The following is a 14,055-nucleotide window of genomic DNA, read 5'->3' on the forward strand; positions in this document are numbered from 1 at the left end:
CTCAGTGCCGCAACATGTGGCGAGCGATTACCAGACGCTGAATCTGATTCGTTCCCTCGAAGATCTGATTGATCTTGGCGTCGCGCATATAGCGTTCGACTGGATAGTCGCGCATGTAACCAGCACCGCCGAATATCTGGACGGCATCAGTGGTTACTTTCATGGCGACATCGCTGGCGAAGCACTTCACCATCGAAGCTTTGGCCGAGAAGCCGTCCCACTCTTGGCGGTCGGCCATGCGGCTGCAATCATAGAGCATGCAGCGTGCCGCTTCGGTCTGCATCTGCATGTCTGCGAGCATGAACTGGATAGCCTGGAATTCGGCGATCGGACGGCCGAACTGCTGGCGCTCGCGCGCATAGGCAGTGGCGTGGTCGATTGCGCCTTGTGCGAGTCCGACAGCCGTTGCCCCGACCGTCGGACGATTGAGATCGAGGATGCGCATGCAGGTCTTGAAGGCCTGGCCTTCCGGCCCGATCATGTTTTCCTCGGGCACGCGGACATTGTCGAAGAAGATCGGGACATTGGGCACGCCGCGTATGCCCATCTTGCGATCCTCCTTGCCGAAGGAGAAGCCCTTGCTCTTGGTATCGACCAGGAAAGCCGAGATGCCGTTGGCACCCTTGCCCTCGCTGGTGCGCGCGAACACCAGGATGAAGTGAGCAACGGAGCCGAAGGTGATGTAGATCTTGCTGCCGTTAAGCACCCAGCTCGAACCATCCTTCACCGCCCGCGTCTTCATCGAGGAGACATCGGAGCCGGTACCTGATTCGGTCATCGCGACCGCTGTGATCGTGCGCCCCTTGGCGGACAGACCGAGATAGTGGCGCTTTTGCTCTTCGGTCCCGAAGTTCAGGATCGGCAGAATGAGGCCAATGGAATTATTGGCAGCGATGAGAGCGGCGGACTCGGAGACCTTCGCGATCTCTTCCTTCACCAGGCAAACAGAAGTGAGGTCACCGCCGGGACCACCATATTCCTGCGGCACCCACAGCTGCAGCAGGCCCATGTCGCCGAATATCTCGACCAGCTCCGCGGGGAAGCGGTTGTTCTCGTCGATCTCGGAGGCGATCGGTGCCACATGCTTTTCCACCATCTTGCGCACTTGGTCGCGCAACAGGAGATGGTGTTCTTCGAAATGATAATTATGCATCGCAGGACCTTCAGTTCGCCTTGGGCCAGGGAAATTTGCGCGCCAACACGCCGGTCGTATCGACGGCGCGGCGCAGGATGAACAGCTCCTCGTCATCGGGAGAAACGGTACGCTCGATTGCCGCCGGCACGATGAGATCGAAGCCGGTGTTGTCGCGCACTTCTTCGATCGTCACGCCCTCATGCAGGGACTTGACGCGCATCGCCTTGCCCTCGGGTTCGAAATCGAAGACGCCGAGAGGTGTCACCACCAGACGCGGGCCGCCCTCCGGCAGGCCGCGATCGGTACGGGACGTGCCGCCATCGAGATGCCCCGCCCCACAGATGAAGTCGACCTTGGGCACGAAAGCGCCGCGATCATGTCGGGTCATCATGATGTAGAAGCGCCGCGACAATCCGCACAAAGCGCTGATGCCGACAGTGCCGGGGCCGCGCAGCTTCGGGCGTGCATGGTCGCCGATGCAGACCGTGTTGATGTTGCCGAAGCGGTCGGTCTGCAAGGCGCCAAGGATGGCGAAATCGAAGAAGTGAACTTGCCAGTCGATGAAGTCGATCATCTGCGGCAGATCCATCACTGCCTCGGCGACGGCAATGTTCTCGGCGTCGGCTGCCGGCCGAACGATGCCCTCTGTCGCGTTGGTCATCCCGCCGGGTCCCGATACCCACCACAGGTGAGGTGCCTGACGCTGTCGAGCGAGGTTGCAGGCCGCGACCTGGATATCGGAGTTCGTCCCGACAATGGCCTTCTCGCCGTCCGCCATATCGCGGGCCAGCAGGACGGCCAGCATCTCGCCCATGGAACAGGCGTCCGAGCGTACCGGCATTTCCTTCCCTTTCCTCTATTGGTCCGTTTAGTTATTGGTCGGACCAATAGGAGTCAAATAAAGCGCGAGCGGACATTTCGTCGGGCGGTTCAGTCGCCGGACGGCTGGTAGCCGCTGCCGCTGGCCGCGCGCAGATAGGCCAGGACCAGCCGCACCATCTCATCCTCGAAGCTGCGGGCCTTGAAGAAAGGTTGTTCCTCGAGCACGGCGGCGCGGATCGTCCCCATCAGGGCGCGGGAGACGACGAAGATCTGCTCGGGCGACAGCGTGGCGAAGACGGACTTCGGGCCGCGGCCGATATTCTCGCCGGCGTGCCGGATGAACGCGGCGACCGGAGACATCATCTCGCCGCCGTCTCCCTGCGAGAGGATGGCCTGCAGTACAGCCTTGCGCGCGCGCTGCCGGCCGCGAAAGGCGCCGATGATGGCGCGGATCATGGCCCGCACCCGGCCCTCGACCGTCGGCTCCGAGTCGCTGCGCAGCGCTTCGGCGACGCTCTGCAGCACGGCACGCAGTTCGCGCTCGGCCAGTGCATGCAGCACGGCATTCTTGTCGGCGAAGTACTGATAGAGCGTGCCGATGCTCACGCCGGCGCGCTCGGCCACGGCGTTGGTCGTGAACGCGGCTAGCCCGCCTCCCTCGAGAATCTGAGCCGCCGCCTCGAGGATTGCCGCGACGGTCTCCTCCGCACGCGCTTGCCTCGGCTTTCTTCTTTTATTTTCAGGGACTTGCGAGCTCCTTGCCATGCGTCCTCACAGCTTGCGGAAGGCGAGTATAAAACATGAGCCAACCTCATATATTGAGAGGCATCGAAAGGAAAGGAGCCTTCCTGTGGGAACGCTTGCCAAGCTTTACTTGATCCTGTTGCCGGTGGTGCTGGGAGCCGCGCTGATCGAAGGGCTGTGGTTGTCTCGCACCCGGCCTGCCGGCTACGACTGGAAGGCCTGGGGTACGTCGGTAGCCGATCTGGCCGTCCGTCGCCTGTTGGCATTGCTGCCGTACGGCCTTGCCATGCCGGTCTTCGCCTGGGCGTATGAGCACCGTCTCTTCACCTTCCATATCGACAATGTCGGCTCGGTGCTGCTGCTCTTCATCGGTCTCGAATTCTTCTATTACTGGTATCACCGCGCCAGCCACACCGTGCGCTGGTTCTGGAATACCCATGCCGTCCATCACTCGCCCAACCAGTTCAATCTGGCGGCCGCGTATCGCCTCGGCTGGTTCGGCAAGCTGACGGGAGCCACCGTCTTCTTCACGCCGCTGGCGCTGCTGGGTTTCGAGCCGCAGACGGTTCTGGCCGCGCTGTTCCTGAATCTGCTCTACCAGTTCTGGATCCATGCCGATTGGATTCCCAAGCTGGGCTGGCTGGAATATGTGCTGAACACGCCGTCCGCCCATCGCGTCCACCATGCGCGCAACCCCGAATATCTCGATGCCAACTACGGTGGCGTGCTGATCGTCTTCGACCGGCTGTTCGGAACCTATGTCGAGGAGCGTGAGGATCTGCCGTGCGAGTACGGCCTGGTCACGCGGGTGACCACATACAACCCCGTGCTCATCAACGCGCAGCCGTGGATCGGGCTGGCGAAGGACCTGGCGGGCGCGCGATCGTTCCGTGAAGCCTGGGGCTACCTGTTCGGCGCGCCGGGCTGGCGTCCCGATGGGCAGGGCCTGACCACGACGGAGCTGCGCGCTCGCGCGGCGGCCGCCCGGATGCAGCCGGCGCCGGTCGGGGTATCATGACTTAATCTCCTTTGAGCGCCCGCTGCTGCCTCGACAGACTGGCGTCGCGAAGGAGATCTGGATGGCCAAAGACAAGGTCTGCGTCGTGATCGGCGCAGGGGACGCGACGGGCGGAGCAATCGCCCGTCGTTTTGCGCGTGAGGGCTACACTGCCGTCGTTACACGCCGCAACGCCGACAAGCTGACGCCTTTGGTGGCGACGATCACCAAGGAGGGCGGCAAGGTCCATCCCTTCGGCTCCGATGCTCGCGAGGAGGCGCAGGTCGTCGACCTCTTCCAGCAGATCGAGACGGAGATCGGTCAGGTCGAGGTCTTCGTCTTCAATATTGGCGGCAATGTCCGGTTCGATATTCGCGACACGACCAGCCGCGTGTATCGCAAGGTGTGGGAGATGACGGCCTTCGCCGGTTTCCTGACCGCTCGCGAGGCGGCGAAGGTTATGGTGCCGCGGGGGCAGGGCACGATTCTATTCACCGGCGCGACGGCGAGCCTGCGTGGCGGGCGCGGCTTCTCCGCTTTTGCCGGCGGCAAGCATGCGGTGCGGGCTCTGGCGCAGTCGATGGCGCGCGAACTCGGGCCCCAGAACATCCACGTCGCCCATGTCGTGATCGACGGGGCCATTGATACAGAGTGGATCCGGACCAACTTTCCCGAGCGGTATAATGCCGGACCGGACGCCGTACTGAACCCCGACGACATCGCGGAGGCGTACTGGCAGCTTCACCGCCAGCCGCGATCGGCCTGGACCTTCGAGATGGATCTGCGACCGTGGAAGGAAAGTTGGTAGGCGCGCGGCTGGAGGACAAAGAGGTACGGAAGCGCACGGAGTTGGGCGAGGAGGAGGTCTCTCAGCAACAGGGGCATCGAGTCGGTCGTTTAGACGGTGCCACCCAAGCAAGGAGGAGAGGCCGATGGCGAGATCCACGAAGCAAGGTCAAGGTAACAAGAAGCAGCAAAGCGGCAGCGGCGTCTCCCAAGCCACCGACAATGCCGGCGCAGTCATGAGCGGTAGCGCTTCCAATAGCGCGATCGAGACCCTGAAACAGGACCACCGCCGCGTGGAAGGGCTGTTCCAGCAGTTCGAGCAGAGCGACGACGATCACCAGAAGGAAGAGCTCGTGAGGCGTATCTGCTCCGAGTTGATCGTCCATACCCGGCTCGAGGAGGAGATCTTCTATCCGGCATGCCGCGATGCCGATGTCGAGGACGATATCATGGACGAGGCGCAGGTCGAGCATGACGGCGCCAAGGTCCTCATCAACGATCTTCTCGACAGTGATTCCGATATGCCCTTCTGGGAAGCCAAGGTTTCCGTCCTGAAGGAAATGATCAAGCATCACGTGAGCGAGGAAGAGAAGCCGGACGGTGTCATGGCGCAGGCCGAGGAGAACGACATCGACGACGCCGGCCTCGTCGAGCGCCTCAGACGTCGCAAGCAGGAACTCCAGGAACGCGGCATCGGCCAGAGGCCGGCGCGACCCGTAGCCATTCACCTTGAAGCGCAAGAAGGGCCGCAGGGGCGGATGGGCCGTCGCGGCATGGGCGAGCGTAGCGAACGTGGACGCTACATGGGCGAGGACGAAGGCCGCTATGGCGGCGGGCGCGGACGCTATGAGGAATCAGGCCGCGGCCACGGCGGCTGGTATGGCGATTCGCAGGCTCATGCCGAGGCGGCGCGCGAGCGTTGGGGCGAGGGCCGTCGCGGCTCGCGCTACGAAGACGAATACGAGGACCGGTCCTCCGGCCGCGGCCGGTACGGCGAGGACTATGACGAGCGACGCGGCCATGGCGGGTGGTATGGCGACCCCCGCGGCCACTCGCAGGCCTCCCAGCGGGGCTGGGAGGAGCGCCGCGGTTCACGCGACGACGACGACCGCTATGCCCGGTCGCGACGCGATGAGGACGACGACGATCGGGACCATGGTGGCTGGTTCGGCGATTCGCGCGGCCACTCCGAGGCATCCCGACGCGGCTGGCAGCACCGCCGCTGAGCGGTATCCAGACGACTATAAGTGAGGAAGCGGGGCCCGGCGCGTCAGTCGCCGGGCTTTTGCGTCAGTCGGCGGCGGTTCGCCAATCGGGCCGGAACAGGCGATCATAGACCGTCTCCGCGGCGCCATAGGAGCCATTCGCCTGTCGCTTGAGGCCGGCCCGATCGAGGATGGTGATGAGGCTGCGGCGCGCCCGGATCAGCCGCTTGGATTCCAGGATCTGCAGCGCGATCGTCACGCCCGCCCGCCGAACGCCGAGCATTTGCGCCAGGAAGTCGTGGGTGAGCGCAAGCTCGTCGGAATGCACCCGATCGTGCGACATGAGCAGCCAGCGGGCGACGCGCTCTTCCAGCTTCGCGCTGCCATTGGCGAGCGCGGTTTGCATGCTCTGTGCCATGAAGGCGTGCACGTAGCGAAGAAGGGCCGACAGAAGGGTCGGGCTGCCGCGCGTTAGCTGAAGCAAGGCGGCTGTGGAGATGCGCCAGCCATCGCCGGCGACCTGCACGATCGTTTCGTTGATGGCGATATTGTCTCCCAGCAGGGCCGTGAAGCCGGTCATGCCGTCGAAGCCGACCAGCCCGACTTCGATCCGCCGGTCGCGCGGCGCTCGCGCCAGAATGGAAACGACTCCACTTTCCGGGAATACCACGTTCGAAATCGCGGCCCCCGGCGTCTCGAGCGCCAGTCGCCGCGTCAATGCGACAGGCTGGAGGTGCTTCGCGAGCTCCTTGAGATCGGCCTCCGGCAGGCTGCGCAGGAGAACGTTCCGGTAAGGCTGCTGCTTGCCCTTGTCGCTGTCTCGGGGGCGTAGTGCCGAAGTCGCCATAGTTGCATCGAGGCCCGGCGACGCGCGGACAATAGGACCGGTCATACGCAGCTCCGTTGCGATCGTCGAACGCCTCAACCGGAAGCGGACCGGACCATCCGGAACAGCTGCGTCGGGACCGCTCTGGGCGCCGATGCGTTGAACCAGGCGGAATCGGGAATGTGCGAGGCCGTGACATAGAGCGAACCGTCCGGCGCCTCGGACAGGCTGTCGGGCCATCGCAATCGCGGATCCTCGACGACGATCCGCGAGCGGTCGCCGTCCCAGATCCTGACGGAATTGTCTTCCAGAGACGTGAGGTAAAGGTGATTGTCCCGGGTCATGAGCAAGCCGTCGGCGACGTTGGATTGGCCCGCCTTGGAAACCTTTCTACCTGCCTCCTCCGGGTCCGCGGCCATCAACGTTGCGGTATCGATGCTGTACAGGGTCCGGCTCGTCAGGGGCTGCCAGTAGAGCGTTTTGCCGTCGTTGGAGACAGCGATCCCATCGGCGCCGACCGTGAAGCCCCGCCCGTCGGGCCGCTGGATCACCTGGCCATCGACATGGATCTGGACTGTCTTGTCCGGCTGGGTGCTTGGATGGCCGTCCAGTACCGGATGGGATTTGCCGCTTTCAAGATCCACGATGACGATGGCACCTCGTGCGCCGGAGTCGGTCACGAAGGCGGTGCGACCATCGGGATGGATGCGCACGTCGTTCAGATAGCTGCCTTGCAGCGCCACGTCTTCGCCGAAGCGAATGATCTGTGCGACCTTGTTTGATGAAAGCTCGATGCGGACCAATTTGGGCCCGTTGGCAATCACTTTCTCGTTGTCTGGCGCCGCCGCGTCGAGAACCCACAGGTTGCCGCCATCGGCAACCACCGACTGGACGCAGACGAAATGATCTCCGGGCTGCATCTTCGCGGCCTCGGCGTTGCGCCAGGCATTCCAGCTGTCGTCGGGGTAGGGTTTCAGCGAACCGTCGCGCATCAGCTCGGCCACCGAAATCGGCGCGTCTTCCGTCCAGCGCGGAAAGTTGACGAACAGGCGACCGTCCGAGGAAGCCGCGACACCGGTTACCTGGTGTTGGAAGCGGGCCACTTCCTGGAGATCGAATTTCGGTCGGCTCGGCCGGGCGGCGACATCCGGTGGTCCTTTCTGGGCTGCCGCAGGGCCCCCGAAGCCGAGAGCGGTGCCGGCAGCCAGGAACGAACGGCGTGTCAGAGCTGTGGCCATGTGCGCACAACGCCCCACCGCGCCCATGAGTTGCGGACCGTGGCGAGACGAAGCAGGCGCCGCAAAAGAAAACGCCGCGACCAGGGTCGCGGCGTCGGGTTGGTCAAACGACTCGGTTGTACAAGCCGGAGGGTTTGGCCTCCTAGCTAGTAGTAGCGCCGGGGCGTCGTCGCCGCGCCAGCGCCGGCGCCGACTGCGCCACCGATCAGCGCGCCCGGCAACACACCCAATCCGCTCACGCCGCCAATGACGGCGCCGGAGCCGGCACCAATGGCGCCGCCGGTCACGGCGCGCTGTCCCCAAGTGTCGCCGCAAGCCGTCGCGGTGAGAAGGATGGCGGCGAGAACGATGTAGTGACGCATAAATATCCCCGTTATCGAAGCAAAAGACGCATCAGTGCGCCTCCATGCATAAATACGAGGGAAATTAGGGCCGAAACCGGGCTTTCCCTGGTGACCGAGTTGTGACCGATGTCGACTTCAAAGACGGCCGACCGTGCGGCGGACTTTTTGCAGGAAAGCCTGCCGTGACTGCGGGGTCGAATGGTCCATGTCGTAATGCGCCATGTAGAAGGAGCGGACATCCTTCGCGCACAAGGGCTTCATTCCCCGCATCAGCACCTTGTGTCCGGCGTTGCCGGCAAAGAAGTGCACCACCCACCACGGCGAGCCATAGCTGGTGACCACACCGAACAGTTTGATGTTCTGTAGCGCCGGTTTGAGATGTCGGTCCTTACCATCATAGGTGAAGGCGACGCCTGGACCCCAGACCCTGTCGACCCAGCCCTTGAGCATCGCGGGCATGGAGAACCACCAGTGCGGAAAGCAGAGGATCACCCCGTCCATCTGCTTCAGGATCGCCGCGTAGTCGGCGACACCGCGCAGGTCGTAGTCGTTATCCATGTAGCTGCGCCGCTCGACCTCGGTCATCGCGGGATGGAAGTTCTCGCGATAGAGGTCGGTGGCTACGACACGATGGCCGGATGCTTCCAGCGTCTCGACGATCGCGCGGAACAGTGCATGGTCGAAACTGTCGGTCAGGGGATGGCAGTGAACGACCTGGATGCGCATGCTCGGGGCCAACGCCCCGCGCACGGCCGGAGTTCCGCTACAGGACCCGCTGGGTGTGCGAGTACGCCATGTAGAGTTCGTGTGCCTTCATGGCGATGGGGCCGGGCTGCAGGTCGCGGCTTTCGTACCGATTGACCGGCTGCACCTTGCCGGCATTGCCCGTGGTGAAAATCTCGTCGGCGTCATCGAGATCCGCCGGCGTCACCGTCCGTTCGTCGATCCGCATTCCGGCATCGCGCAGCAGCTTGATCGTGCGGAAGCGGGTGATGCCGGCGAGGAAGCTGCCGTTCGGGACCGGCGTCGCGACCACGCCGTCCTTGGCTAGGAAGATGTTCGAACTGCAGGTTTCGGCGACATTGCCGAGCGCATCCAGCACCACGCCGTTGTTGAAGCCACGCTTGGCCATCTCCGCCGCACCGCGCGAGGAGTTGGGATAGAGACAGCTGGCCTTGGCATCGGTCGGCGCGGTTTCCGGCGTCGGGCGCCGGATCGATCGGCAGAGGCCGAGGGACAGCGGCGTGCCGGCCCGCATCGGCGAGACGTAGATGCAAAGCAGGAACTCGGTCGACTCCGGATCAACCGAGATCGGACCCGGGCCGCCCTTGGTCGCCCAGAACATCGGGCGGACATAAAGCTCGGCCTTGGGGCCGAAGCGGCGCACCCCCTCGTGCATCAACGCCAATATCTCTTCGGGAGTCTTGGTGGGGGCCAGGCCCAGGGCACGGGCGGAGCGAACCACGCGCTGCGCATGGAGATCGAGATCCGGACCACAGCCGTCGAAAGCGCGTCCGCCGTCGAAGACCATCGACCCCAGCCAGAAGGCATGGTCGCGGGGGCCGAGAATTGCGGGATTGCCCTCGTGCCAAGCGCCCTTCCAGTAGGTCAGCGTGTCCATCTTGTCCTCGTCCTGAAGAAGGACGCGGGAATAGCAGATTTTTCCAAAGTGAAGCAGCCCTTCCGGCCCTATGGTTTTTCCGGTCTGGCCTGCAGCTTTCTAATCGATTGCCTGGGCCGACCGCGTGAGGGATGGCGCAAAAGAGGCAGCCGGATGGCGCAAATACCTTGATCGAAAAGGGCACAAGCCTCTCGGCGAGGCCGTATCTCCAATAGGCGCGGCAAGGCCGCGCATCCGTCTGGAGGCACACCATGTGGGCTCGTTCCCTGGTTTCTGTTCTCGCCACGGCCGCGATTTCGACGACAGCGGTATTGGCATCGGTGACGTTGACGCCGGCAGCGGCACAAGCAGGCATGACGTTGGGCTTGAGCATCGCCGTTCCGCCGCCGCCCCCGATCTACGAGCCGGTGCCGGCGCCGCGGCCGGGCTATGCCTGGGCGCCCGGGTTCTGGCGCTGGGAAGGGGGCCGCCACATCTGGGCGCCGGGCCGTTGGGTGGTGGCGCGTCCTGGTTATCATTGGGTGCCGGACCGATGGGCTGACGCCGGCCATGGCGGCTGGCGCCATGAGCCCGGCCATTGGGATCACGATGCGGAGCGACACAGCTTCAACAACTGGCGCTGAGCGTGGTGATCGACTGCGAAAGCGGGGCTCGAATGCCCCGCTTTTTTTGTGCCTATTGAGCCGCCGTATTCTCTTGGAGCAGCAAAGCGAAGGAGCGCTATCATGCCGCTCCGAAAACGAGCCGGTGCCGGAATACCATCTGTTCAAAAAAGTGCGCCGCAAGAATGGAAGAATCCGGAGGAACGTTCATGGCTGCTCCCATCGCCCTTCGTCTGCATCCCAACGACAACGTCGTCGTGGCGCGCATGGATGTCCTGCCAGGGACAGGCATCGAAGGCGATGTCGTTACAGCGACGCGCGTGCCGCCCGGGCACAAGATCCTCACGCGTGCCGTGAGGAAGGGAGAGCCGCTGCGCAAATACAATCAGATCATCGGCTTTGCGACGCAGGACCTTGCACCGGGCACGCATATTCATACGCACAATTGCGCAATGGGGGAGTTCGACCGGGATTACGCGTTCTGTGCCGATGCCCATCCGACCGATTTCGTGCCGGAGGCCGAGCGCGCCACGTTCCAGGGATATCGTCGCGCGGATGGTCGCGCCGCGACGCGCAATTACATCGGCATCGTCACGACGGTGAATTGTTCTGCCGCAACCAGCCGCATGATCTCGGCCAAGCTTCAGCCGCTGCTGGAAGCGTATCCGAATATCGATGGCGTCGTGCCGCTGACCCACGGCGGTGGGTGCGGCATGGCCGCTTCGGGCCTCGAAATGGACGTGCTGCGTCGCACGCTGGCAGGCTACATCCGGCACCCCAACATGGCCGCCGTGGTCGTGCTCGGGTTGGGATGCGAGGCGAACCAGGTCTCCGGTCTCATGGCCGCGGAAGGACTCGAGCAAGGATCGAAGCTCATTCCGATGACCATCCAGGACGAGGGTGGTGTTTCCAGGACCGTGATGCGGGCCGTCGGCTTCCTGAAGGAGCTCCTGCCCGACGCCAACAACGTGACCCGGGAAGCGCTTCCCTGCAGCGATCTCATCCTTGCGCTGCAGTGCGGTGGATCGGATGGCTACTCGGGAATTTCCGCCAACCCGGCGCTGGGTGCCGCCGTCGATCTGTTGGTTCGTCACGGTGGCACCGCGATCCTTTCGGAAACGCCCGAGATCTATGGTGCGGAGCATCTACTGACCCGACGCGCCGTCTCTCGGCCGGTCGGCGAGAAGATCGTCCACCGTATCAAATGGTGGGAAGACTATTGCGCCCGCACCGGCGGCGAGATGAACAACAATCCGTCGCCGGGCAACAAGGCCGGTGGCCTCACCACCATTCTCGAGAAGTCGTTGGGCGCCGTGGCGAAAGGCGGCACGACCAACCTCGTCGAGGTGTACGAATACGCCCAGCCCGTGACGGCAAAGGGTTTCGTCTACATGGATTCACCGGGCTACGATCCGGTCTCGGCAACCGGGCAGGTTGCCGGCGGCGCCAACATCCTCTGCTTCACAACCGGCCGTGGCAGCGTCTTCGGCTGCAAGCCGGCTCCATCGTTGAAGCTGGCTACGAACACCTCGCTCTATCGGCGGATGACCGACGACATGGACATCAACTGCGGCTCCATCGTCGACGGCGAGGAAACTATTCAGGAAAGCGGAAAGAAAATATTTGAAGCGATCCTGAAAACAGCTTCGGGCCAAAAGACAAAATCGGAATTGTTGGGAATCGGCGATGACGAGTTCGAACCGTGGAAAATCGGTGCAACGATGTGAGGCGTCGCGCGTTTGAATCCAGTCGACTTGACTTGGCGGCGTTCGACCACATATGCGATTCACGATTTACTCAATTGGCTGTGCTATTTGGCCATTATTCTGTGGACCACGGACCTGTCTTTCGAGGCGTTCCATCCAAAATCCCCTGAGTCGTCGCAGACCGAGGCAGCGAGGCCATGGTCTGCGCGTTCTGTTGTCTGCTTGCTAAGCTAGCCTAAGGAGAGAGTAATGCCGACAGGTACGGTCAAGTGGTTCAATGCCACCAAGGGCTTTGGGTTTATTCAGCCTGCGGAGGGCGGCAAGGACGTCTTCGTGCATATCAGTGCCGTCGAGCGCTCCGGATTGAATGGCCTGAATGAGGGCCAGAAGATCAGCTACGAGATCGCGACGGAGCGGGGCCGCGCCGCAGCCGTCAACTTGAAGAGTGCCGACTAAACCAGGCCTCTGACCGGTGACGGCGGCGCCACCCGGGGTCGCCGTCCCTGATTTTCGGTACGAGGCAGGGCTTGCGATGCCCTTGAGCATCGTGGCCGTTGCGGCGAAAACATCCCCATCGGAAGAAGGGATGAACGCATGACGCTGCCGGCCGACCTGCATTACCTTTCGCTCAACGAGATTGCTCGGCGCCTGAGGGATCGCACTGTTTCCTCGGTAGAGCTTACTCGCGCGATCCTCGAGCGTATCGAGAAGGTCGACTCCACACTCAAAAGCTACGCCGTCGTCACGCCGGATCGTGCCTTGGCCGATGCAGCCGCTCTCGACATCGAGGCCGCCGCCGGCCGGTGGCGTGGGCCTCTGCACGGCGTGCCCATTGCCGTGAAGGACCTTTGCAACACAGCCGGCATCCCGACGGCCGCCGGCATGGCGATTCACCGCGACCATGTTCCCATCGAGGACGCCACCGTCGTGACGCGCCTCAAGGCTGCCGGTGCGGTAATTCTGGGCAAGCTGCAGATGACGGAGGGCGCGTTCGGCGCTCACCATCCCAGCATCCCGACGCCGCTCAATCCCTGGAATGCCGCCTATTGGACCGGCGCATCCTCTTCCGGCTCCGGGGCTGCCACGGCGGCAGGGCTCTGTTACGGCTCGCTGGGTTCCGATACGGGCGGCTCGATTCGCTTTCCCTCGACCATGAACGGACTCTCGGGGCTCAAGCCGACATGGGGGCGCGTCAGCCGCGCTGGCGTCTTTCCCTTGGCAGAATCGCTCGACCATGTCGGTCCGATGGCTCGCAGCGCCCTCGATTGCGCCATGATACTTGGCGTGGTGGCGGGCCCCGACCCCGAGGATCCGACGGCAGTTCCGATTGCGGTGCCCGACTATGTCGCCGCGGCAGCCGTCGGCGTTGCCGGCCGGCGGATCGGGATTCCGGTCGGGCTGTCCGATCTCGATCCGGACAGTGCCCGCACTCTTGGCGATGCCGTTACCGTGTTCGAGAAGCAGGGCGCGCAGATCGTCGAAGTCCGGTTGCCGGCTGCTTTCCAGCAGGCTTCCCGCGACTGGCTCGGCCTATGCGCTGTCGAGACCGCGCTTGCTCACGAAAAGACCTATCCGTCCCGAGCGGCCGAGTACGGTCCCGTTCTGGCGGGCCTGATCGACATGGGACGCGGTCTTTCGGCGGTGGACTATGCGCGCCTGCAAGTGCGCCGGGCCGCGGTGACGGGCGGCCTCAACACCTTGCTGGCCTCGCTCGATCTGCTGCTGATGCCGGTGATGGGCACGGCCGTTTGGTCACTCGATCGGCTGGCCGTCACTGGCCGTGATCCCGAGGCGGTCGCGGCGCGGCTGCGCTATACGGCGCCTTTCGATCTGAGCGGCCATCCGACACTGACCTTGCCCGGCGGCAAAACGGTCGACGGCATGCCGACTGGCTTTCAGATCGTCGGCCGTTCTTTCGACGAAGCGGGCGTATTGGCCGGCGGCCACGCCTTCCAGCAGGCGACAGACTGGCACCTCAGGCGGCCGCCTCTATAGGAACTCCCGGTCCATAGCTGCATGGACGCTGAAT

At 63.6% G+C, this 14,055-nt stretch carries 15 protein-coding genes; 7 read left to right on the forward strand and 8 right to left on the reverse strand.

The window, feature by feature from the left end; genetic code table 11:
- Position 1 precedes the first annotated feature (1 nt).
- The 3 genes from B5D62_RS27255 to B5D62_RS27265 form a co-directional block, all read right to left on the reverse strand.
- Entirely contained in the window at positions 2–1,153 is a 1,152-nt protein-coding gene (locus B5D62_RS27255) for an acyl-CoA dehydrogenase family protein (RefSeq protein ID WP_085937213.1), read from the reverse strand.
- A gap of 10 nt (positions 1,154–1,163) precedes the next feature.
- Positions 1,164–1,976, reverse strand: coding sequence for a CoA-transferase subunit beta (locus tag B5D62_RS27260; RefSeq protein WP_085937214.1), 813 nt, complete (start codon positions 1,974–1,976; stop codon positions 1,164–1,166).
- 89 nt (positions 1,977–2,065) lie between these two features.
- On the reverse strand, positions 2,066–2,722 hold the full coding sequence (locus B5D62_RS27265) for a TetR/AcrR family transcriptional regulator (protein WP_085937215.1): 657 nt from the start codon (positions 2,720–2,722) through the stop codon (positions 2,066–2,068).
- An 85-nt stretch (positions 2,723–2,807) separates the two neighbouring features.
- Here B5D62_RS27265 and B5D62_RS27270 point away from each other — a divergent pair, with 85 nt between their 5' ends.
- From B5D62_RS27270 to B5D62_RS27280, 3 genes are all read left to right on the forward strand, one after another.
- Positions 2,808–3,719: a sterol desaturase family protein gene (locus tag B5D62_RS27270; protein WP_218191344.1), complete on the forward strand. Its 912-nt coding sequence runs from the start codon at positions 2,808–2,810 to the stop codon at positions 3,717–3,719.
- Positions 3,720–3,780: 61 nt separating this feature from the next.
- Positions 3,781–4,506, forward strand: a complete 726-nt coding sequence (locus B5D62_RS27275) for an SDR family oxidoreductase (protein WP_085937217.1) — start codon at positions 3,781–3,783, stop codon at positions 4,504–4,506.
- Between the two features lie 124 nt (positions 4,507–4,630).
- Positions 4,631–5,710, forward strand: coding sequence for a hemerythrin domain-containing protein (locus B5D62_RS27280; protein ID WP_231714954.1), 1,080 nt, complete (start codon positions 4,631–4,633; stop codon positions 5,708–5,710).
- Between the two features lie 64 nt (positions 5,711–5,774).
- Here the strand turns inward: B5D62_RS27280 and B5D62_RS27285 are convergent, their stop codons facing one another.
- The 5 genes from B5D62_RS27285 to B5D62_RS27305 all read right to left on the reverse strand — a co-directional run bounded on the left by B5D62_RS27285 (position 5,775) and on the right by B5D62_RS27305 (position 9,718).
- Entirely contained in the window at positions 5,775–6,581 is an 807-nt protein-coding gene (locus B5D62_RS27285; RefSeq protein WP_218191345.1) for a Crp/Fnr family transcriptional regulator, read from the reverse strand.
- A 29-nt stretch (positions 6,582–6,610) separates the two neighbouring features.
- On the reverse strand, positions 6,611–7,753 hold the full coding sequence (locus B5D62_RS27290; RefSeq protein ID WP_085937219.1) for an L-dopachrome tautomerase-related protein: 1,143 nt from the start codon (positions 7,751–7,753) through the stop codon (positions 6,611–6,613).
- A gap of 146 nt (positions 7,754–7,899) precedes the next feature.
- A complete protein-coding gene (locus B5D62_RS27295) occupies positions 7,900–8,115 on the reverse strand; it encodes a YMGG-like glycine zipper-containing protein (protein WP_085937220.1) in 216 nt (71 codons plus the stop codon).
- A 117-nt stretch (positions 8,116–8,232) separates the two neighbouring features.
- Positions 8,233–8,823 (reverse strand): NAD(P)H-dependent oxidoreductase, encoded by a 591-nt coding sequence (locus B5D62_RS27300; protein ID WP_085937221.1) that lies wholly within the window; start codon positions 8,821–8,823, stop codon positions 8,233–8,235.
- 37 nt (positions 8,824–8,860) lie between these two features.
- The gene (locus B5D62_RS27305; RefSeq protein WP_085937222.1) at positions 8,861–9,718 is read right to left on the reverse strand and encodes a branched-chain amino acid aminotransferase; all 858 of its coding nucleotides are present in this window, start codon (positions 9,716–9,718) and stop codon (positions 8,861–8,863) included.
- A gap of 251 nt (positions 9,719–9,969) precedes the next feature.
- Between B5D62_RS27305 and B5D62_RS27310 the strand changes: the two genes are divergently transcribed.
- The 4 genes from B5D62_RS27310 to B5D62_RS27325 all read left to right on the forward strand — a co-directional run bounded on the left by B5D62_RS27310 (position 9,970) and on the right by B5D62_RS27325 (position 14,021).
- Positions 9,970–10,341 carry a YXWGXW repeat-containing protein gene (locus B5D62_RS27310; RefSeq protein ID WP_085937223.1) on the forward strand — a complete coding sequence of 124 codons (372 nt, stop codon included), beginning with the start codon at positions 9,970–9,972 and terminating at the stop codon, positions 10,339–10,341.
- 188 nt (positions 10,342–10,529) lie between these two features.
- The gene (locus B5D62_RS27315; protein ID WP_085937224.1) at positions 10,530–12,047 is read left to right on the forward strand and encodes a UxaA family hydrolase; all 1,518 of its coding nucleotides are present in this window, start codon (positions 10,530–10,532) and stop codon (positions 12,045–12,047) included.
- A 228-nt stretch (positions 12,048–12,275) separates the two neighbouring features.
- On the forward strand, positions 12,276–12,482 hold the full coding sequence (locus B5D62_RS27320; RefSeq protein WP_085937225.1) for a cold-shock protein: 207 nt from the start codon (positions 12,276–12,278) through the stop codon (positions 12,480–12,482).
- Between the two features lie 138 nt (positions 12,483–12,620).
- Positions 12,621–14,021: an amidase gene (locus B5D62_RS27325; protein WP_085937226.1), complete on the forward strand. Its 1,401-nt coding sequence runs from the start codon at positions 12,621–12,623 to the stop codon at positions 14,019–14,021.
- Positions 14,022–14,055: the final 34 nt, after the last annotated feature.

Origin of the sequence: Enhydrobacter aerosaccus (assembly GCF_900167455.1) — a bacterium.
GTDB lineage: Bacteria > Pseudomonadota > Alphaproteobacteria > Reyranellales > Reyranellaceae > Reyranella > Reyranella aerosaccus.

Bases quoted from the DNA above. Each gene is read 5' to 3' on its own strand.
- B5D62_RS27260 (WP_085937214.1), bottom strand. From the start codon at position 1,976: ATGCCGGTACGCTCGGACGCCTGTTCCATGGGCGAGATGCTGGCCGTC.
- B5D62_RS27275 (WP_085937217.1), top strand. From the start codon at position 3,781: ATGGCCAAAGACAAGGTCTGCGTCGTGATCGGCGCAGGGGACGCGACG.
- B5D62_RS27290 (WP_085937219.1), bottom strand. From the start codon at position 7,753: ATGGCCACAGCTCTGACACGCCGTTCGTTCCTGGCTGCCGGCACCGCT.
- B5D62_RS27265 (WP_085937215.1), bottom strand. From the start codon at position 2,722: ATGGCAAGGAGCTCGCAAGTCCCTGAAAATAAAAGAAGAAAGCCGAGG.
- B5D62_RS27320 (WP_085937225.1), top strand. From the start codon at position 12,276: ATGCCGACAGGTACGGTCAAGTGGTTCAATGCCACCAAGGGCTTTGGG.
- B5D62_RS27255 (WP_085937213.1), bottom strand. From the start codon at position 1,153: ATGCATAATTATCATTTCGAAGAACACCATCTCCTGTTGCGCGACCAA.
- B5D62_RS27285 (WP_218191345.1), bottom strand. From the start codon at position 6,581: ATGACCGGTCCTATTGTCCGCGCGTCGCCGGGCCTCGATGCAACTATG.
- B5D62_RS27310 (WP_085937223.1), top strand. From the start codon at position 9,970: ATGTGGGCTCGTTCCCTGGTTTCTGTTCTCGCCACGGCCGCGATTTCG.
- B5D62_RS27315 (WP_085937224.1), top strand. From the start codon at position 10,530: ATGGCTGCTCCCATCGCCCTTCGTCTGCATCCCAACGACAACGTCGTC.
- B5D62_RS27295 (WP_085937220.1), bottom strand. From the start codon at position 8,115: ATGCGTCACTACATCGTTCTCGCCGCCATCCTTCTCACCGCGACGGCT.
- B5D62_RS27325 (WP_085937226.1), top strand. From the start codon at position 12,621: ATGACGCTGCCGGCCGACCTGCATTACCTTTCGCTCAACGAGATTGCT.
- B5D62_RS27280 (WP_231714954.1), top strand. From the start codon at position 4,631: ATGGCGAGATCCACGAAGCAAGGTCAAGGTAACAAGAAGCAGCAAAGC.
- B5D62_RS27300 (WP_085937221.1), bottom strand. From the start codon at position 8,823: ATGCGCATCCAGGTCGTTCACTGCCATCCCCTGACCGACAGTTTCGAC.
- B5D62_RS27305 (WP_085937222.1), bottom strand. From the start codon at position 9,718: ATGGACACGCTGACCTACTGGAAGGGCGCTTGGCACGAGGGCAATCCC.